Raw genomic sequence first — 17,374 nt, forward strand, 5'->3', positions numbered from 1 at the left:
GCGCGACGCGGGGACGGGGTGGAGGGGTCAGGCCGGCGGGTCCGGCAGGAAGCGGACGAGCACCCGCTGGCCCAGCGGCACCTGCGGCGGCTCCCCGTCGAACCCGACGGTCACCTCCAGGACCCGCATGTCCGCCCTGTCGCGCGGCTCGTAGGTGGTCACCCGCCGCGGGCCGTAGGCTTTGCCGATCCGCAGCACACGGCCCCTGGCGATCGTCTCGGACTGGCTGGTCTCCAGCGCGATCTCCGCCGCTTGCCCGACCCGCAGCAGCGGAGCGACCGTCTCGTCCGCCTCGGCGCGCACGATCGCCGCCGTCCCCGGTGCGAACCAGAACAGCGGCGTGACGTTCAGGGTCGAGACACCGTCGCCGGGACGGACCAGCCGGCGGACGATGGCGCCGTCGGCAGGCGCGGTGATGGTGCGGACCTCCCGCTCGTAGCGGGCGGAGCGGACATTGGCTTCGGCGGTCGCCTTCTCGGCCCGGCGCAGGGCCAGTTCGGCGGCAGCCAGCCGAGCCTCCGTCTCCGCCTCGTCCAGGGATTTCCGCGATGCGGCGTCGGTGCGCGCCAAGGTCGCCAGCCGGTCGCGTTCGCGTCTGGCCCGGTCGACCTGCACGGCCTGGGCCTCGACCGCGGCTTGACGTTCCGCCAACTGCGCCTCGGCGATCCCGATCTGGATCCCGGCGGCGCGGTCGTCCATCGCGGCGAGCGGCTGGCCCTGGCGCACGGTCTCGCCCTCCTCCGCCAGGACGGCACGGACGACGCCATCCCTCTCGGCCGCGATCTGCACCAGCCCCCCATCCACGTCGACGAGGCCCCGGGCGACCGGGACGATGCGGTCGGCGACCGCAGGCCGGACCTGCGGCGCCTCCTGTCGCCCGGACAGGGTGAAGCCGGCGAGCAGCAGGCCGGCGGTGACGCCGACGGCGGTCAGCAGGCGGGTCCGGATGGTCATGGAGCCGTCTCCAGCAGGGAACGAGGTCCCCCGGCGAGGGGGGCGGCCGGCGCGTGCCGCTCGTCGGCGGTGATAAGGCCGTCCTCGATGCGGATGACCCGGTCGGCATGGTCGATCAGCCGCTGGTCGTGGCTGACGCAGAGCACGGTGGCGTCCCGATCATGGGCCAGGGTGTGCAGCATCCGGGCGATGCGCGAGCCGTTCTCCCGGTCCAGCGCGCTGGTCGGCTCGTCGGCGAACAGCAGCCCCGGATCCTTCGCGATGGCCCGGGCGACGGCGACCCGCTGCTTCTCGCCGCCCGACAACTCCTGCGGGTAGAGATGGGTCTTATCCGCGAGCCCCACCACCTCCAGTGCGCGTCGGGCGCCGAGGTCCGCGGCGGACCCCCGCCTCGTCGAAAACTGAAGCGGATAGACCACCTGCTCCAAGGCGGTCAGCGCGACGAACAGGTTGAAGCCCTGGAACACGAATCCGCAGTGCTCCAGCCTGAACCGATCCATCGCCCGGTCGTCCAGGCAACCCAGGTCGACGCCGAGCGTCACCACCCGCCCGGCGCTGGGGCGCATGAGGCCGCTGGCGATGGCCAGCAGGGTGCTCTTTCCGGAACCGGAAGGACCGACGATCAAGGTCATCTCGCCGGGCCAGATTTCCAGGGTGATGCCCTTCAGCACGCGGGCGGTGATCGCTCCGCTGGTGAAGGAACGCTCGACCGACGACAGGGCGATGGAGGGTGCGCGCGCCGGCCTCATCGCAGCAGCTCCGCCGGCTCGGTCCGGTACAGGGGACCCAGCGAGAACAGGCCGGAGACGAGGCTGACGAGCATCGTGAACAGCGCCGTGCCCAGGATCGACCATCCGGTGAAGGCGACGGAAACCTCGGCGGCCGCCGCGGCCCACCAGACCCCGGCGGCTCCCAATGCCGTGATGCACAGGCCGGCGACGCCGACCCAGAACGACTGCTCCAGAACCACGGCCCGCAGCGCTCCCAAAGGGATGCCCAAGGCGCGCAGGGTCGCGTATTCGCGCAGCGATGCCAGGATCGCGGCCCGCAGGGTCTGGCTGGTGATGGCGACGCCGACCAGCAGGCCCAGGACGGTCGAGAACAGGAATCCGACGCCCGTGCCGGACTCCAGCAGCCAGTACGACTGCGACATGATCGACAGCTCTTCCGGCGTCATGGCCCGGAACAGTCCGGTACCGGATCGATTCAGGCGGGCCTGGACGGTGGCTGCGTCGCTGCCGTCGGCCAGCCGCACCAGGAGATAGGAGGTGCCGCCATCGGTCGATCCGGTCAGGCTTCGGAACGTCTCTTCGGCGGTGAAGATCGTGGCGCCTCCGACGGAGCGGAAACCTGTGACGATTCCCGCCACCGAAACCCGGCGGCCATTGATCTCGGAGTCGCCCGCACCGTCCTCGGAAAGGCCCAGCTTGCCGAGGTCGGCCCGTTCGACCAGGACGCCGCCGGGCCGCAGCAGGGCGCGGCGCAACCCGTCCGGCACCGTGCGCGGGAAGGCCAGGCTGCCCTCGTCGACGTTCAGCCCCACCAAGGTCACCGTCACCCGGCGGCCGTCCGGCGCCCGCCAGTCGGCATAGCCCAGCAGCAACCGCTCGACGCGCTCCACACCCGGCTGGGACCGGACACGGAACTCGACGCGCTCCGGCATGTCCCGGGCGAGGTCGAACGACTGAACCGCGGCCTCGCCGACCCAGAGGTCCGCGCCGGACCGGTCGACCACGGTGGTGACGGTCCTGAACAGCCCGAGGAGCAGGGCCAATTGCACGATCACGAGAAGCCCGGAGAAGGCGACGGCCAGCACGGCGGCCAGGTAACGCCGCCATTCGTAGGTCAGCGAGCGGCGGGCCAGCGATACGCCGGACGGGGCGGGAGCGCCGGTCATGGGCAACCGTCCCCGGGAACCGAGAGGATGCGGCCTATCGCCGCCTTCAGGGCCGGCAGGGCGGCCGCGAAGTGAGCCGAACCGTTCAGCGTCGCCTGCCAGAGAGCCCCGTCGATCAGCGCCAGCAGCATGGCGGCCGTATCGTCGGGGTCGAGATCATGGCGGAGGGCACCCTGGCCGAGGGCGGCGGCGATCGCCGCCGAGAGGGTGCGTCGGCTCGCCCGGTCGGCCTCGGCCGCCCGCTCGCGCAGGGAAGGCTGGCGGAGCAGTTCGGCGCCGATCTCGGCATTCAGGACAAGGTCGCGGTCGGCGATCCCGGCGGCGAACCGGTCGAGCGCGTCGAACAGCGCCGCCCGAAAGTCGGCCGCCTCTGCGAGCGGTTCTATCAGGGCGCGGGAGAAGCCGGCCTGGTTGTCGATGATGCCGGCGATGATGTCCGCCTTGGACCGGACATAGTGGTAGAGCGTGCCCGGACTCATTCCCGCCTCGGCGCAGATATCCTTCATGCTGGTGGCATGGAAGCCCTGTCGGACGAAGCAGGAGACGGCGGCATCCAGGATGGCCTGACGGCGCTCGGCGTTGAGATCGGGGTCACGGCTGCGCATGATTTCACCGAATGATTATTCGACGAACAAATATTCGCCTTTTCAAGCCGCCGTCAAGCCCCTCGAACGGGGAAGCGCGGTCACGCATAGAACCGACGCGAACAAACGGTAAGCGGACAAAGCCGGAACGTCATGCGGCCAGGAGGTCGGCTGGAGTGCGCAACGGGCGATAGCTCGGCGTGCCCGGAACCCGCTTTCCGCTCCGGGGACAGTCGCCGGTCGGGTTGATGCGCTGCCATCAGGGGGGCGCGAGGTGCCCCGGCAATCCGCCGGGGATGTGCTCTCCGCGGGCGCATAGGGTGCCGATGGCCCGCTCCCTGTAGACGGTATTCCACAGGATGCTCGTGGCCACGCACGACCAGGCTGAGGCCGCCGGAGCGGTGCCGCTGGGTTTCCGGCGTCTGGTCGGGTAGCGGTCGGAGACGTGGGTGTAGAAGGAGGCCGCCGGGCCGGATCCTCTGTGCGGGTTGACTGCGCCGGCCACCTTGCCCCGCCAGGCGAGCGGGAAGTGCTGGCTGTCGGAACTGGAAGCTGTCCCGCCGCCGAAGTTGAACCGCACCGGGTTTACCGGAGGTCCCATTTCTTGAGAGACTGGGGTCATCATGACGAAACAGGCATCACCCGAATACGCCCCTGAAGTCCGCGAGCGCGCGGTGCGGATGGTGTTCGAGCACGAAGGGGAGCACGCCTCGCAGTGGGTGGCGATCAGCTCGATTTCGGCGAAGATCGGGATGAAGCGGAGTCCTGCGGCACCCCGGTCGTCGAAACCTTTGCCGCCGGCCTCCGTCAGGATCAGGCGGCGATGCAGGCCGTCAGCTTGTAACGCAATCTCCAGAAGACCACGAGAAACACGATATCCATCGGGACCTGGACCCGATTCAGCGTTGTGCCGGTCCGCTCGTTGAACAGACGCCCACAATCCCGGCATCGAATCCGCCGGAAGCCATGAACCGTTCGCCCTCCCGCTCCGCAGTTGCCGACGGGTGCCAGTGCTGGCCCTCCATGGCGGCTCTCTTGATCCTCAAGATCGGACTGGGAACCCATCCACTGAGGGCGCTTTCGGCAAGCCGCCCCGGGAGCTGACAGAACCTATATGGTGTTCTTCTTCGAATTTCAGAGGAACGGCGCTTCTATTCGCGTCAAGTCTTCGTCCAATCCTCCAGCCGCAATCCGGCGATACGCCCGAACTCGGCGGTGTTGTTGGTGACGAGCGGCAGGCCGCGCGCAAGCGCTTGGCCGGCTATCAGTACGTCATAGGGGCCGATCGGCGTGCCTTGCCGCTTCATGTCCGCCCTGATCTCACCGGCGGCGCGCGCGTCTTCACGATCGAGGTCCAGAATGGCGATGTCGGTGAAGAGCAGCCGGAGCGTTTCGAGGTTGAAGTCGACCTTCTGGCTTCTGTAAGCGCCGAAGTAGAGTTCATGCGCGACGATCGCCGATACGGCGAGCGCGCCGGGTTCGGTCGCCTCAACCCGGCGCAACAATGTTTCCGACCGGCGCGTCGTCAACGCGATGACGGCGTTAGTGTCGAGCAGCCAACCGATCACTGAAACGCCCGGTCGAGATCGGGACGCTCCTGCTGATCGGGCTGCTCGCGGCCCTCGGCCATGAAGTCGTCGCTGAGGCTGCGGTCGATGGCCGCGTGCAGCGATGCCCAGCGCCTGGAGGAATCGGCCCTCGGGCGCAGGATCACGGCATCGCCCTCGCGAGAGACTTCGACCTCATCCACGGCGAAGCGGAAATCCTTCGGCAGCCGGACAGCCTGGGAGTTGCCGGACTGAAAAACCTTGGCGATATGGGGCATGGCAGCCTCCTGTTTATACGTGACCGTATATACATCTTCACGCCTGCCGATACAAGGCCGCTACGGCTCGGCGCCGCCCAAGGACGCGATGGCCGCTGCGCGCCGGATTGACGATGAGGAGCAGACGATGGCGATTGCCTTTCGTCTCCAACTCCTCGGTCCGCCGGCGGCCGATCTGGTTGAGTCACGCCGCCCTGGCGACGTGCTCGGTTTGAGCATAGTAGCGTGCTTCGGCCTCGGCAGGCGGAATGTTGCCGATGGGTTCGAGCAAGCGCCGGTGGTTGAACCAATCCACCCATTCCAGGGTGGCGAACTCGACGGCTTCAAGGTTGCGCCATGGCCCGCACCGTCGGATCACCTCGGTCTTGTAGAGGCCGTTGATCGTTTCGGCCAGGGCATCATACCGCCTTGGGCGTTAGCTGAAGCTCCGTAGCTGTCGCCGACGCTGCCGACCGACGGCTCGACACCGGCCTCGGCCAAGTGCTCGGTGTAGCGAATGCTGACATATTGCGGCCCACGATCGCTGTGGTGGATGAGGCCGCTACCCTTGGCTGGCCGGCGATCATGGAGCGCCTGCTCCCCGCTCCTGGTCGTCCGTCCTCGGGCCGGGCCGTTTCCCCTGGTCGCGCTCGGCCTTCCGGTTCCGCAGCGTCTCCGCCGTGCAGCCGATCTTCGCCGCGATCGAGCTGATCGCCGCCCACTGCGAGGCGTGCTCCCCCTCGTGATCGAACACCATCCCAACCGCGCGTTTGCGGACTTCAGGGGCGTACTTGGGTGATGCCTGTTTCGTCATGATGACCCCAGTTTCTGAAAAAATGGAGTCTCCGGTAAACCCGTCGCGGTTCATCGACCATCCTTGACAGGTTGGTGACAGCTTTCTCTGGTAAGACTCCGCCAACGCAAGGGGTGACCGATGGATCAGCGAACGGCTGCTCTCGTTCGACCCCTAAACAGAACCATGAATGGAGGACAAAGATGCTGCCCCCGAGGCGCGCTCCCTAGACGAACAACCCATACAGCCTTGCAGAAACCCGCAGCAACAGGGGAATCCGGGGCCATCGCTCCAGATCTCATCTGCAACCAGATTTGATCCGGTCCGACCTGCGTCCGCGTGACGCGCCAGCTACAGCCAGGCGATTTCGCGGCTGTGAACGGATCGTCTTTGTCCGGAGTCCGAGAAGAATTTCGGCCCGTCGAAGCCGGCGCACACGCACGACACTATCCGGAAGCTCAAACCGGGTCTTCCGACTACGCACGTGCCGAAGGGGCCTCAAGCTCTGGCGCCTTCATCAGCAAGACTTTGATGATGCAGTGATAATCAAGGGAGGACGACATGCAGGTCACGGGCATGCTGCACGGCTCCAGGCTGCTGCAGTTCGCCGGGTTCCCCACCTCCGAGGTGCTGGGACCGGCCGCGAGCGAGGGCGAGATCAAGGACCTGATCAGCCGCCACGGCTCCGTGTTCATCAAGCCGGTCTTCAAAGGCGGCGTCGGCAAGAAGGGCAAGGCCGGCCTGCTCGGCCGGGCCAAGGACCTTCAGACGGCGCTCAAGGAAAAAGAACGTCTTTATTTTGCCGAGCATAGGGTCGGCAACAATCTCTACAAGGCCAACGGCGTGACCTTCGAGGGTGCCGTTCCGGCAGAGCACGAGATCTACTTCTCCATCACGGACAGCACCCGGTTCCGCGCGCCGACCATGACGCTCACCCATCACGGCGGCATCGATATCGAAGAGCTGGACAAGAGCCTGGTGGCGAGCATCCCCTTCGATCCCTTGACCGGTCTCAAGGCATTCGTGGTCGCCAATGCCCTGACGGAACTGAACGCGCCCAAGCAGATCATCTCGCCGCTGGTCCAGCAGCTGCCCAAGCTCTGGGAGCTGTTCCACAATTTCGGCATGACCACGCTCGAGCTGAACCCGATCCGCATGCGTCCGGACCGCCAGGGCCGATTGACGCCGGTCGCCTGCGACTTCAAGTGCGGCTTCGACCGGGACGACCCGCGCTGGAACCGGCTGAACCTGCCGAACGACCTGTTCGCCGTGGACTACTCGGATTTCGAGCAGGAGATCAACCAGCTCCGGACGTACCAGGGCCAGAGCGACGTCTACGTCATCAACTCGGCGGGCACGATCCTGGCCCCCACCTTCGGCGGCGGCGCCAACTCGATGGTCACCGAGATGCTGGGCGACAACGCCATCATCTCCTCCGACTTCGGCGGCAATCCGCCCTACGAGAAGATGCGCGAGGTGGCACGCATCTGCTTCAAGCACTGGCTCAAGCAGACCGACGTGCTGTTCATCATCGGCGGCAAGTCGAACAACACCGACATCTTCGAGACCTTCCGCGCCATTGCCGACGCGCTGCGCGAGCACTTCAGCAAGAACGGCCCGACGCCGCTCTACGTCGTGGTCGGCCGCGGCGGTCCGAACCTGGTGCGCGGCATGGGCGCCCTGCGCGACACCCTGGAGGCGCTCGGGATTCCCTATCACATCTTCGGTTTCGACAGCGACATGAGCGAGGTCGTCGGCTTCGCCCGTCGGATCGACGAGTGGATGAAGTCGGGCGGACGCGAGCAGATCGAAGCGTCTTTCAAGGGCTCCCGCGCAGCCGCGTAAACCAAGTTTGGTTCAGGAGGAAATGCCGTGTTCAAGCAAGGCATCGGCGACTTCAAATACTATGTCGGCATCAACTCGCTGTCACAGATCGCGACGCGTCAGGACCGGGTCTGCGTCCTGAACATACTCGGCGGCGAGTCCAAGGACGTGACGCCCGTAGGCCATGTGTATTCCGGTGGCAACGTGGTGTTCGGCACCTCGCCCGGTCGGAGCGGGCAGGTGCTGGAAACATCGCTCGGGCCGATCCCGGTCTACAACAGCGTGCGCGAGGGCCTGGAGGCGGGACACCGCTTCAATTGCGGCGTCATCTACCTGCCGCCGTCGGCGGCACGCGACGGCGTTGCCGAACTGATCCGGGTTAACCCGGAACTCGACAAGATCTTCATCGTCACGGAGAAGCTGTCGGTCCACGACAGCCGCGAGATCCGGGCGATGGGCCAGCAGAACGGCATCGACATCTTCGGCGGCAACAGCTTAGGGGTCGCCGATGCCTGGAACCAGGTGCGGATCGGTGGCGCCCTGGGCGGCGACAGTCCGGCCGAGGCGCTCAAGAAGGGCTCGATCGCCATTCTGTCCAACTCCGGCAACTTCACCACGACGATCGCGACCTATCTGCGGATGGCGGGCTGGGGAACGACTACCGCGATTTCCAGCGGCAAGGACATCTACATCCACTACGCCGCCCCCGAGTTCGCCTTCGCCCTGGCCAACGACGCCCGCAGCAAGGCCGCCGTGCTGTATTCCGAGCCGGGCGGCCACTACGAACTGGAAGCCGACTTCAACAAGCCGGTGGTGGCCTGCGTCGTCGGTCGGTGGAAGGGCAAGCTGACACGTGCCGTCGGGCATGCGGGGGCCATGGCGGGCGGCGACGATGATGCCGGCGCCAAGGAACAGTGGTTCATGGCGAAATTCGGCGTCGATGGCATCTTCACGCCCGACAACCCCGTGTTCTCCGCACGTGGCGCCGTGGTGACCAACATCGCCCACATCCCGGCGGCGCTGACCGCGGTGATGCGCGAGAATGCCACCCGGCCGGACTTCGAGCCCGAGGGGAGCCTGGCACTCAAACCGTGGTTCGCCTCGACCCGGGGTATCGGCCTGCCGAAGGATCTCGACCTGCCGGTGGTCGAGGCGGTCGCTCCCTACGATGAGCAGATCGCCCAACTCAATCGGCAGGTCGGATCGGTGTTCCCGCGGCAGTCCCTGAAGGACGCCTCTGGCGCATCGCAGCTCGATCCCAAGACCCAGGTCGCCACCCTGCACGGGGTGTCGATGCTCGATGCCGCCCAGTACCCGCTCGAGACCAACATCGCCCTGGCGCTGGTTCATGAGGCGGGTGGAGAGAACGACCGGGCGCTGGTCAATGTGGCGGTCGGTTCGGCCCTCAACCTGCACGGAAGTACCGTGCTGGCGGCGGCCCAGGCTGCCCGCGACGATGACAACGCGCCCAACGCCGTCCTGGCCGCCGCCGCCTGCCTGGTCGGCCCCAAGCGGATGGAGCCCGCGCGCCGCGCGGCCAAGCTTCTCGTCGAGCGGTTCTCCGAGGCTGGCCTGAAGGACGCTCTGGATGAGGATTTCGACTTCACTTCGGTGATCCTGGACGAAGAGGCACGCTCCCTGCTGGTTGGCGGCCAGCCGGACGCACGGGCTGAAGCCATGCTGAAAGGCTTGCGGGAGCGGGGAGGCCGGTCCGCCTTTGCGCGTTACATCGAGAGCCTCGACGCCCATCCGACCGCGGATGGCGCGCTGGCCGCGATCGCAGTGACGCTCGCCTGGGGGCCGCTGATGCGCCGGCGCATTTCCCGGCTCACGGTCGAGAACCTGCCCTGGTGGATGAGTCTGTTCGGCACCCTTCTGGGCGCCTCGGTCGAGGCCGACCGGCACGAGGCGGAGCGGTTCTGCGGCGTTCCGAACGACGACATCCTGGGTCGCCGCTCGCTGACGGAGGTTGCATACCTGGCGCTGCTGGGGCAGGAGGGCAGGCGTGAGGACCTGTTCGCCTTCCAGACCCTGATCGGCCTGCTGCTGACCGGCAACGGCCCGGGCGCCATCAGCATCCAAGGGGTCAAGGGAGCGGTGTCGGCTGACGGTCCGGAGTCGCCGGAACGGGTGCAGCTCAACAAGGCCCTGGTCGGGTTTCTGTCCCACTGCGGCTACGCCCATGGCGGCAACGGCTACGAGGGCATCGCCTTCCTGCTCGAACAGTTCCGCGATGCCGGTCTGGAAAACCCGGCGGACCCGAACCACGGGCTGGACCTGAAGGCGCTGGCCAAGCGCTACACGGACGAATACGCACGTTACAAGTCCGACCGGAAGAATTCGGGCAACCTGGACATCCAGAAGATCCCCGGGGTCAACCACCCGGTGTTCAAGGACAAGCCAGTCAACCATGACCCCCGCGAGGTGTTCATCTGGAACCTGATGCGGGGCCGCGGCGAGTACAACGTCTTCCACGACTACTACCGCGCCCTGGTGCAGGCCCTGTTCGATGCCGGCGTTTCCCGCACCGTCTACTGCGTCAACATCGACGCGGTGATCGCGGCGCTGCTGCTGAAGATCCTGTGGCAGCCCTACCGCAGCGGCACCTGTCCGGCCTCGGCGCTGGAGACGGCGGCGTTCACGCTGTTCCTCTACGCCCGCATGGTCGGAAGCGCCGCCGAAGCCGACGACCACCTGAACCGGGGCCGCAACATGGACACCCGCACCCCGGCTTCGCAATGCAGGTTCGTCGCCTGACCTGAACAGCGACACTAAAACGTGCCGGAAGGAGAAGTCATGCCATTGCGCGCAGCAATACCTGACGGTCCGGGTCGGCACGACGAATAGACTTTCCAACCTTGAGATCTCGGTCGCCGACCACCGGTCGGTTGCCGGCCTATCGCCCAGAACAGAACATCTTCGGAGGAACTCCTATGCGTACGTTGTTCGCCACCACCGCAATCGCCCTTCTCGTCTCCGCCGGACCGCTCCAGGCCTTCGAGCCCTCCAGGCCTGAGTGCATCGCACCGGCACAGCCGGGAGGCGGGTTCGACCTGACCTGCAGGATCGCGGCCGAGGCCCTGATCGAAGGAGGTCACATCACGCGCCCGATGCAGGTCAGCTTCATGCCGGGGGGCATCGGCGCCATCGCCTACAACGCGATGAACACGACCCGCGCGGAGGATGAGAATGCCATCGTCGCCTTTTCCGGCGGCTCGCTGCTCAACCTCGCATTGGGCAAGTTCGGCAAATTCGACCAGGACGACGCGCGCTGGGTGGGCTCCGTCGGTACCGACTATGGCGCCGTCGTGGTCCGGGCCGATGCCCCCTGGGCGTCGCTGGCCGAACTGAGTGAAGCGATCAAGAAGGATCCCAAAAAGATCGTGATCGGTGCCGGCGGCACGGTCGGCAGCCAGGACTGGATGAAGGCGGCGCTCCTGGTCAAGTCGGTCGGCGTCGATCCCAGGCAGATGCGCTATGTCGCCTTCGAGGGCGGCGGCGAGTCCTCGACCAATCTGCTGGGAGGTCATATCCAGGTCTACACCGGCGACATCTCGGAGCAGCAGGCCAATCTCGAAGCCGGTCTCGTGCGCGTACTGGCGGTGATGGCGCCCGAACGCCTGCCCGCCCCGTTCGACCAGATCAAGACAGCCAAGGAGGAGGGACTCGATCTGGAATGGGAGATCATCCGCGGCTACTACATGGGTCCGAAGGTCAGCGACGAGGCCTATCGGTGGTGGGTCGAGACCTTCGAGAAAATGCACCAGGAGCCGAACTTCGCCCAGGTGCGGACGGACAAGGGACTGTTCGAGTTCTCGCTCGCCGGCGATGAGCTGGATGCCTACGTGAAGCGGCAGGTGGGCGAGTATCGCGAGTTGGCCAAGGAAATGGGACTCGTGAAGTGAGCGACCGCATCTTCAGCGTCGCCTTGCTGGCCATAACCGCGATCTATGCGGTCATGGCCATCTCCATCGAGGTTCCGTTCCAGTACGAGCCGCTCGGGCCCCAAGCCTGGCCGATACTCCTCGCGATCGTCGTCGGTATCTGCGGCGTCATAGTCCTGGTGCGGCCGGACGCCGAACCGGAATGGCCGCCGCGGACGGTCCTGAGGCGGGCCGTCATCCTGCTCGTCGGGCTGGTGCTTTACGCGGTCCTGCTGGAGCCGCTCGGATTCATGATCACGACCACGCTGGTCTGCGGCACCTTCGCCCTGATGCTCGGCGCGCCGAAGATCCCGGCCGTCGTGTTCGCCCTCGTCATGGGGGTGCCGGGTTAGTGGCTCTGGACCTCGGCTCTGCAGCTCAATCTTCCGCTTGGCGCCATCTTCCATTAGAGGTCGCACGACATGGACACATTGATCGCTCTCGGCAATGGGTTCGCTATCGCGGCGACCCCGTTCAACCTCCTCATGATCCTCTCAGGATGTCTGCTGGGCACCATCATCGGCGCGCTGCCCGGCATCGGTCCGATCAACGGCGTGGCGATCCTGATGCCGATCGCCTACGCCCTCAACTTTCCACCGGAATCGGCATTGATCCTGCTGGTCGGCGTCTATTACGGGGCCGAGTACGGCGGGCGCGTATCGAGCATCCTCCTCAACGTGCCCGGGGACGCGGGCGCCGTCATGACGACGCTCGACGGCAATCCCATGGCACGCAACGGCGAGGCAGCCAAAGCGCTGACCATGTCGGCCATCGCCTCCTTCGTCGGCGCCACCTTCGCCATCGTCCTGCTGACCCTGATCGGTCCGCTGCTTGCGTCTGTCGCGATCGCCTTCGGCCCGGCGGAGTATGTCGGGCTCATGGTTTTCGCCTTCGCGACGCTCGGCGCCATGGTCGGCTCCAACTCGGCCAAGACGCTGATCGCGGCCGGCCTGGGCCTGATGATCGCGACGATCGGCGTCGATAGCGGCACCGGCGTGGACAGGTTCACGCTGGGCTCCCCCAACCTGCTCGACGGCATCGACTTCCTGGTGGTGGTCATCGGTCTGTTCGGCATCAGCGAACTGTTCGCGCTGATCGAGCAGCACGGCGGAGGCCAACTCATCAAGGCCTCCGGGCTTGGTCGGGTCGCGGTCTCGATGAAGGACGTGCTGGACGTCAAGTGGACGATGATACGGTGTTCGATCATCGGCTTCATCATCGGTGTCTTGCCAGGCACCGGCGCCTCGGTCGCCAGCGCCGTGGCGTATGGCACCGAGAAGCGTCTCGCCGGCGAGAGCGGCCGTTTCGGCAAGGGTGATGTCCGAGGCCTGGTCGCTCCGGAAGCGGCGAACAACGCGTCCGCGGCCGGATCCATGGTGCCGATGCTGACCCTGGGAGTGCCAGGCTCCGGCACCACGGCGATCCTGCTGGGCGTGCTGCTGCTGTTCAACATCACGCCGGGACCGCTGCTGTTCACCCAGCATCCGGATGTGGCATGGGGCCTTATCGCCTCCATGTACATCGGCAACATCGCCCTGCTGATCATCAACATCCCGCTGGTGGGACTGCTGGTGCGGATGATCATGCTGCCGACGGCCTATCTGGTCCCCGTCATCGCGACGCTGACCTTCGTCGGCGTATTCTCCGTCGCCGGGCACAGTTTCGATCTCTACCTGATGATCGGCTTCGGCGTGTTCGGATACATCCTGCGCAAGCTGGACTTTTCGCTGGCCCCTGTGATCCTCGGCGTCGTGTTGGGCGAGATCTTCGAACAGAACCTGCGTCGCGCCCTCTCGATAAGCGATGGCGACTGGTCGATCCTGTTCCAGACGCCGGCGACCATCATCCTGTGGATGATGGCTGTGGTCATCCTGTTCGCCCCCCTGCTGCTCAAGCGGCTGAAGCGCCAGGAGCCGCGGTTCGCTCACGCGGACACGGTGGGAGAGGAATGAGCTTTCCCTCATGAGTTCCCGATGCCGGGTAGCTCGTGCCCCCGGCATCGGAGTTCCCTTTGAAGAGTAGAACCATGAATATGCCCGCTCTTGGCAAGCTTCTATTCACGGTGGCGCTCGGTGCCGCGGGCGGAGGGGTGCTTGCATGGTTCGGCGCCCCTGCGGCCTGGCTATCCGGGGCCATGATCACGGTGGCTGCCGGGGCGGCATCGGGTCTGCCCGTCGGTATTCCCGATGGGGTGCGCACGCTGGTGTTCATCCTGCTCGGCACCTCCATCGGCAGCGCCGTGACGCCCGAGACGATCGCGCAGGTCAGGGCATGGCCGGGCAGCCTGGTCATGCTGGGTCTGGCTGTCGCCGCCATGACAGCGAGCAGCACTATCCATCTGACCCGGGTGCGTGCATGGGAGAGTACTACGGCACGGTTCAGTTCGGTCCCGGGCGCCCTGTCCCAGGTCCTGGTCATGGCGCTCCGCACCAAGGCCGACATCTCCCGCATCGCCTTCGCCCAGAGCCTTCGGCTGTTCGTGCTGGTGGCGGCAATGCCGTGGCTGCTTGCCGGCGGCGGGTTCAGCACGACCGGGGAGATCGCCGCGGAACTCTCGCTTGCCGACAGCCTCCTGGTGCTCGCGGCCGGCGGCGTCACCGGCCTGATCCTTGAACGCCTTGGGGTGCCCGGTGGCGCGCTGCTCGGCGGGATGCTGGCGAGCGCCGTCCTTCACGCGGCCGGGATCGTCGAGGGGCGGTTGCCGACACTCCTGTTGATCATCGGGTTCGTCGTGACCGGCTGCGTCATCGGAACCCGGTTCCGCATCGTGTCCCTGGCTATGCTGCGGGACGCCCTGCGCGGCGCGCTGGAAAGCGTCGGACTGGCGCTGGCCGTCTCAGCCCTGTTCGCTTTTCTGGCCGGCCGGTGGCTGGGCCTGCCGTTCGGGCAACTTTGGCTCGCCTACGCACCGGGCGGCGTGGAAGCGATGACCATCATGGCTTTCGCGCTCGGCCTCGATCCCGCGTTCGTGGGTGCCCATCATGTGGTGCGCCTGATCTGCCTCAGCATCTTCGTTCCCTTATGGGTGCGGAATTTGCGATGACCCCGCCATCCGACCAAATCGGCTCGAGCTCAAGGACTTCAGGCGAACCCACAGACGTGCCGTTCGTCACATCGCCTGATCGATCATGGCTATAGCCAATCCATCAATCCTGCGAAGAATGGAGGAAAATTATGACAGACAAGGAAGCGGCGAGGGAGGCCAGTTCGATTGAAATCCCTGTTACCAGAAAACACGGAACACCGGGCAAGGTCGCCTTCACCGTCCTGATCAACAACAGATCCGATACCGCAACCCCGCGAGGCAGCGTCACATTCTACGACGCTGATTCCGGAGATGCCGCGGGCGTGCTCTTCGGCGCGATACCGGCCGGAAGGTCGGACGGCAAAACCGTTCAGATCGCCGGGCTGCCGGAAGTCGTCATCGTTCACTTCGAATCCGGTCCTGACACGGTATGGAACGGGGTGATGAACGGCCCGGACATCCCTAATCCGGTAATCATCAACCTCACCTGATCCCGAGCTGGAACGACCCGAAGTGAACCCGGGCGAGCGATCGTTCATGGCTCGGGTTCAATTTCAGCGATCTGAAGAACTCAAAGGGACAGTCATGGTTGGCAATGGCCGCCATCAGGCTCTTCCAATAAGGGAAGAGGATATGGGCGGTGATGGTCAGCAGGTGCTCGAAGAACCGATAGCGTGCACCGCCGGAACGCTGCTGCCAGGTCCTCAGCCGCGGCGACCGCCTCCAGCACCTTGATGAACAGCCCGTCGACAGCGACGGGATCATTGCCGTCCAGCATCGAGCGGATGTGGTTGTCGCTCGGCATCGCCGTCATGCCCAGAAGGGTCCGGCAGTCGGAGCGGCCATGGCTCTTGGACAGGATGCGCTGGTGGTCCAGGAACGACGGGCTCTGCATGAAGAAGATCGAAAAGCCCGCCAAGCCCGGCGCGGACCTTCCTCAACTCCGACAACAGGTCTTCGAGCACGTTCATGGGGCTGTCGGATCACGTTTGCCCCCTCCAGGAAGAACCTTGATCGCCGAACCGAGGCACTTCACCGCACCCGCCCGCATCCGCCACCCTGAGATCGCGATTCATCCGCGTCGAGAACCGCTGATCCCGTGCATGACACGCGATATGACGGAGGAGAAGATGATAGTCTTGCGAAGGCCGTAGGCGGCTTGCCGGGGAGGCGGATGAATCCGGCTCGATCTCGACAGAGCGCTTGGGGCCGGAAGGAAGTGTCAACCCGGATCGGTTGCAGGGGCCATGGTCAATCTATTGGAATGCGTCGCCAGGTGCCGCAGCTACCGCGGAGCGGCCCTCATCCGAAGAACACCCGAGGTTCCTGGCTGCGGCCTGTATGACGACAGCCTGGATCCGATCCCCGGCACTCCAGATCCGGGAACGGAATCGGGCCCGGCAGGTCTTCACCTGAACCGGTCGGCGCAAAGCCGTGCCGGCAGTCGGCTTCGTCTTGCCTCGTCCTGGCACTCATGGGCCGTCTTGTTGCGGGCATTGGGCTTGGCATCGTTACTGGGCTGGCTGCCGGTGGCTGCGGTCAGCCAGGTCGTCACATTTCCCGCGCCGATCGGTGAGCGGGAACGTTTGCGGATCGCTGCCGCGACCGACCGGGAGGTGATGGAACCGCTTATTGCCGGTTTCCAGCAACTCCATCCCGAGATCGCCATCGACTTTTTCGAGATGAACACGATCGAGGTGTACGAGGCTGTTCAGGACGAGAACCGCGAGGACTATCCCGATCTGGTCATCAGCTCGGCCGCGGACCTTCAGGTGAAGCTGGTCAACGACGGATATGCTCAACCCTATATCTCGCCGGCAACGCTGGCACTGCCCGGCTGGGCCAACTGGCGCGACGAAATCTTTGGGTTCACCTTCGAGCCGGCGGTGATTGTCTATAACCGCGCCCTGGTGCCGGAGACGCAGGTACCCCGTTCGCGGGACGCTATCATCCAGCTTCTGCGCGGGAACATGGACCAGTATCGCCGACGCGTCGCCACCTACGACATCCATGCCAGCGGCATCGGGTATCTCTTCGCCACTCAGGACTCGGTGACGTTCAGCCAGTTCTGGCAACTCGTGGCGACCCTGGGGAATGCTCAGGCCCGGCTCGTGGGGAACACCGAAACCATGTTGAACATGATCGAGCATGGAGAGGTGCTGTTCGCCTACAATGTCCTGGGTTCCTACGCCCAAGCCCGGGCAAGAACGGAGGCTTCCATCGGCATCGTCCTGCCGGAAGACTATACCCTCGTCATGTCCCGGACAGCCATGATACCGCGTAGGTCACCGTACCCGCACCTGGCCGGCCGCTTCATCGATTACCTGCTCTCAAGAGAAGGACGGGAAGTTATTGCGACCCGCTCGGCACTCTATGCAATCTCCCCGGAAATCATGAGCAAGGCGTCGGCTTCCTCCGTACGCACCGAAGCCGCCGGCCCTATCTTGCCGATCGATCTCAGTCCGACTTTGATAGTTTTCCTAGATCAGATCAAACGCGAACAGTTCCTGCGTCAGTGGCAAATGGCGTTCCAAGTTCCGTAAAACCACGTTATGGGCTGAATCTGAATG

General features: G+C 65.5%; 16 protein-coding genes and 3 pseudogenes. 9 read left to right on the plus strand and 10 right to left on the minus strand.

Features of this window, described 5'->3' with window-relative positions:
* Nucleotides 1-27: 27 nt before the first annotated feature.
* From IGS68_RS29970 to IGS68_RS29990, 5 genes and pseudogenes are all read right to left on the minus strand, one after another.
* Nucleotides 28-954 carry an HlyD family secretion protein gene (locus IGS68_RS29970; protein ID WP_201081809.1) on the minus strand — a complete coding sequence of 309 codons (927 nt, stop codon included), beginning with the start codon at nucleotides 952-954 and terminating at the stop codon, nucleotides 28-30.
* Nucleotides 951-1,703, minus strand: a complete 753-nt coding sequence (locus IGS68_RS29975) for an ABC transporter ATP-binding protein (RefSeq protein ID WP_201081811.1) — start codon at nucleotides 1,701-1,703, stop codon at nucleotides 951-953. Before IGS68_RS29975 ends, IGS68_RS29970 begins: the two co-directional genes overlap by 4 nt.
* Complete coding sequence (locus IGS68_RS29980) at nucleotides 1,700-2,851, minus strand: ABC transporter permease (RefSeq protein ID WP_201081813.1); 1,152 nt, start codon at nucleotides 2,849-2,851, stop codon at nucleotides 1,700-1,702. Before IGS68_RS29980 ends, IGS68_RS29975 begins: the two co-directional genes overlap by 4 nt.
* The gene (locus IGS68_RS29985) at nucleotides 2,848-3,456 is read right to left on the minus strand and encodes a TetR/AcrR family transcriptional regulator (protein ID WP_201081815.1); all 609 of its coding nucleotides are present in this window, start codon (nucleotides 3,454-3,456) and stop codon (nucleotides 2,848-2,850) included. The genes IGS68_RS29980 and IGS68_RS29985 overlap by 4 nt, the downstream gene beginning before the upstream one ends.
* A gap of 130 nt (nucleotides 3,457-3,586) precedes the next feature.
* Nucleotides 3,587-4,018: pseudogene (locus IGS68_RS29990) on the minus strand (Tn3 family transposase); the annotation flags it as partial.
* 40 nt (nucleotides 4,019-4,058) lie between these two features.
* Here IGS68_RS29990 and IGS68_RS29995 point away from each other — a divergent pair.
* A pseudogene (locus IGS68_RS29995) lies at nucleotides 4,059-4,187 on the plus strand (IS3 family transposase); the annotation flags it as partial.
* Nucleotides 4,188-4,595: 408 nt separating this feature from the next.
* Here IGS68_RS29995 and IGS68_RS30000 read toward each other — a convergent pair.
* The 4 genes and pseudogenes from IGS68_RS30000 to IGS68_RS30015 all read right to left on the minus strand — a co-directional run bounded on the left by IGS68_RS30000 (nucleotide 4,596) and on the right by IGS68_RS30015 (nucleotide 6,053).
* Nucleotides 4,596-5,003, minus strand: a complete 408-nt coding sequence (locus tag IGS68_RS30000) for a type II toxin-antitoxin system VapC family toxin (RefSeq protein WP_201081818.1) — start codon at nucleotides 5,001-5,003, stop codon at nucleotides 4,596-4,598.
* Entirely contained in the window at nucleotides 5,000-5,260 is a 261-nt protein-coding gene (locus IGS68_RS30005; protein ID WP_201081819.1) for an antitoxin, read from the minus strand. The genes IGS68_RS30000 and IGS68_RS30005 overlap by 4 nt, the downstream gene beginning before the upstream one ends.
* A gap of 184 nt (nucleotides 5,261-5,444) precedes the next feature.
* Nucleotides 5,445-5,839, minus strand: a pseudogene (locus tag IGS68_RS30010) (IS3 family transposase); the annotation flags it as partial.
* Nucleotides 5,823-6,053, minus strand: coding sequence for a hypothetical protein (locus IGS68_RS30015; RefSeq protein ID WP_201082890.1), 231 nt, complete (start codon nucleotides 6,051-6,053; stop codon nucleotides 5,823-5,825). The gene IGS68_RS30015 and the pseudogene IGS68_RS30010, both read right to left, overlap by 17 nt.
* A 540-nt stretch (nucleotides 6,054-6,593) precedes the next feature.
* Here IGS68_RS30015 and IGS68_RS30020 point away from each other — a divergent pair.
* The 7 genes from IGS68_RS30020 to IGS68_RS30050 all read left to right on the plus strand — a co-directional run bounded on the left by IGS68_RS30020 (nucleotide 6,594) and on the right by IGS68_RS30050 (nucleotide 15,295).
* A complete protein-coding gene (locus IGS68_RS30020) occupies nucleotides 6,594-7,877 on the plus strand; it encodes an ATP citrate lyase citrate-binding domain-containing protein (RefSeq protein WP_201081821.1) in 1,284 nt (427 codons plus the stop codon).
* A gap of 27 nt (nucleotides 7,878-7,904) precedes the next feature.
* Nucleotides 7,905-10,613 carry a hypothetical protein gene (locus IGS68_RS30025; protein ID WP_201081823.1) on the plus strand — a complete coding sequence of 903 codons (2,709 nt, stop codon included), beginning with the start codon at nucleotides 7,905-7,907 and terminating at the stop codon, nucleotides 10,611-10,613.
* Nucleotides 10,614-10,789: 176 nt separating this feature from the next.
* Nucleotides 10,790-11,761: a Bug family tripartite tricarboxylate transporter substrate binding protein gene (locus IGS68_RS30030; protein ID WP_201081825.1), complete on the plus strand. Its 972-nt coding sequence runs from the start codon at nucleotides 10,790-10,792 to the stop codon at nucleotides 11,759-11,761.
* Nucleotides 11,758-12,132: a tripartite tricarboxylate transporter TctB family protein gene (locus tag IGS68_RS30035; protein WP_201081827.1), complete on the plus strand. Its 375-nt coding sequence runs from the start codon at nucleotides 11,758-11,760 to the stop codon at nucleotides 12,130-12,132. Before IGS68_RS30030 ends, IGS68_RS30035 begins: the two co-directional genes overlap by 4 nt.
* A 69-nt stretch (nucleotides 12,133-12,201) precedes the next feature.
* Entirely contained in the window at nucleotides 12,202-13,731 is a 1,530-nt protein-coding gene (locus IGS68_RS30040) for a tripartite tricarboxylate transporter permease (protein WP_201081828.1), read from the plus strand.
* Nucleotides 13,732-13,805: 74 nt separating this feature from the next.
* Complete coding sequence (locus IGS68_RS30045) at nucleotides 13,806-14,822, plus strand: AbrB family transcriptional regulator (protein ID WP_247881436.1); 1,017 nt, start codon at nucleotides 13,806-13,808, stop codon at nucleotides 14,820-14,822.
* 131 nt (nucleotides 14,823-14,953) lie between these two features.
* The gene (locus IGS68_RS30050; RefSeq protein WP_201081829.1) at nucleotides 14,954-15,295 is read left to right on the plus strand and encodes a hypothetical protein; all 342 of its coding nucleotides are present in this window, start codon (nucleotides 14,954-14,956) and stop codon (nucleotides 15,293-15,295) included.
* A 92-nt stretch (nucleotides 15,296-15,387) separates the two neighbouring features.
* On the opposite strand, the gene IGS68_RS30055 is transcribed toward IGS68_RS30050, so the two are convergent.
* On the minus strand, nucleotides 15,388-15,723 hold the full coding sequence (locus tag IGS68_RS30055) for a hypothetical protein (RefSeq protein WP_201081830.1): 336 nt from the start codon (nucleotides 15,721-15,723) through the stop codon (nucleotides 15,388-15,390).
* A gap of 328 nt (nucleotides 15,724-16,051) precedes the next feature.
* Between IGS68_RS30055 and IGS68_RS30060 the strand changes: the two genes are divergently transcribed.
* Nucleotides 16,052-17,347: an ABC transporter substrate-binding protein gene (locus IGS68_RS30060; RefSeq protein WP_201081831.1), complete on the plus strand. Its 1,296-nt coding sequence runs from the start codon at nucleotides 16,052-16,054 to the stop codon at nucleotides 17,345-17,347.
* The last annotated feature ends 27 nt before the right edge of the window (nucleotides 17,348-17,374 follow it).

The sequence above is a fragment of the Skermanella sp. TT6 genome (genome assembly GCF_016653635.2).
Lineage (GTDB): Bacteria > Pseudomonadota > Alphaproteobacteria > Azospirillales > Azospirillaceae > Skermanella > Skermanella cutis.

Bases quoted from the DNA above. Each gene is read 5' to 3' on its own strand.
- IGS68_RS30020 (WP_201081821.1), top strand. From the start codon at position 6,594: ATGCAGGTCACGGGCATGCTGCACGGCTCCAGGCTGCTGCAGTTCGCC.
- IGS68_RS30015 (WP_201082890.1), bottom strand. From the start codon at position 6,053: ATGACGAAACAGGCATCACCCAAGTACGCCCCTGAAGTCCGCAAACGC.
- IGS68_RS30045 (WP_247881436.1), top strand. From the start codon at position 13,806: ATGAATATGCCCGCTCTTGGCAAGCTTCTATTCACGGTGGCGCTCGGT.
- IGS68_RS30030 (WP_201081825.1), top strand. From the start codon at position 10,790: ATGCGTACGTTGTTCGCCACCACCGCAATCGCCCTTCTCGTCTCCGCC.
- IGS68_RS30005 (WP_201081819.1), bottom strand. From the start codon at position 5,260: ATGCCCCATATCGCCAAGGTTTTTCAGTCCGGCAACTCCCAGGCTGTC.
- IGS68_RS29970 (WP_201081809.1), bottom strand. From the start codon at position 954: ATGACCATCCGGACCCGCCTGCTGACCGCCGTCGGCGTCACCGCCGGC.
- IGS68_RS29985 (WP_201081815.1), bottom strand. From the start codon at position 3,456: ATGCGCAGCCGTGACCCCGATCTCAACGCCGAGCGCCGTCAGGCCATC.
- IGS68_RS30060 (WP_201081831.1), top strand. From the start codon at position 16,052: ATGGTCAATCTATTGGAATGCGTCGCCAGGTGCCGCAGCTACCGCGGA.
- IGS68_RS30040 (WP_201081828.1), top strand. From the start codon at position 12,202: ATGGACACATTGATCGCTCTCGGCAATGGGTTCGCTATCGCGGCGACC.
- IGS68_RS30050 (WP_201081829.1), top strand. From the start codon at position 14,954: ATGACAGACAAGGAAGCGGCGAGGGAGGCCAGTTCGATTGAAATCCCT.
- IGS68_RS29980 (WP_201081813.1), bottom strand. From the start codon at position 2,851: ATGACCGGCGCTCCCGCCCCGTCCGGCGTATCGCTGGCCCGCCGCTCG.
- IGS68_RS29975 (WP_201081811.1), bottom strand. From the start codon at position 1,703: ATGAGGCCGGCGCGCGCACCCTCCATCGCCCTGTCGTCGGTCGAGCGT.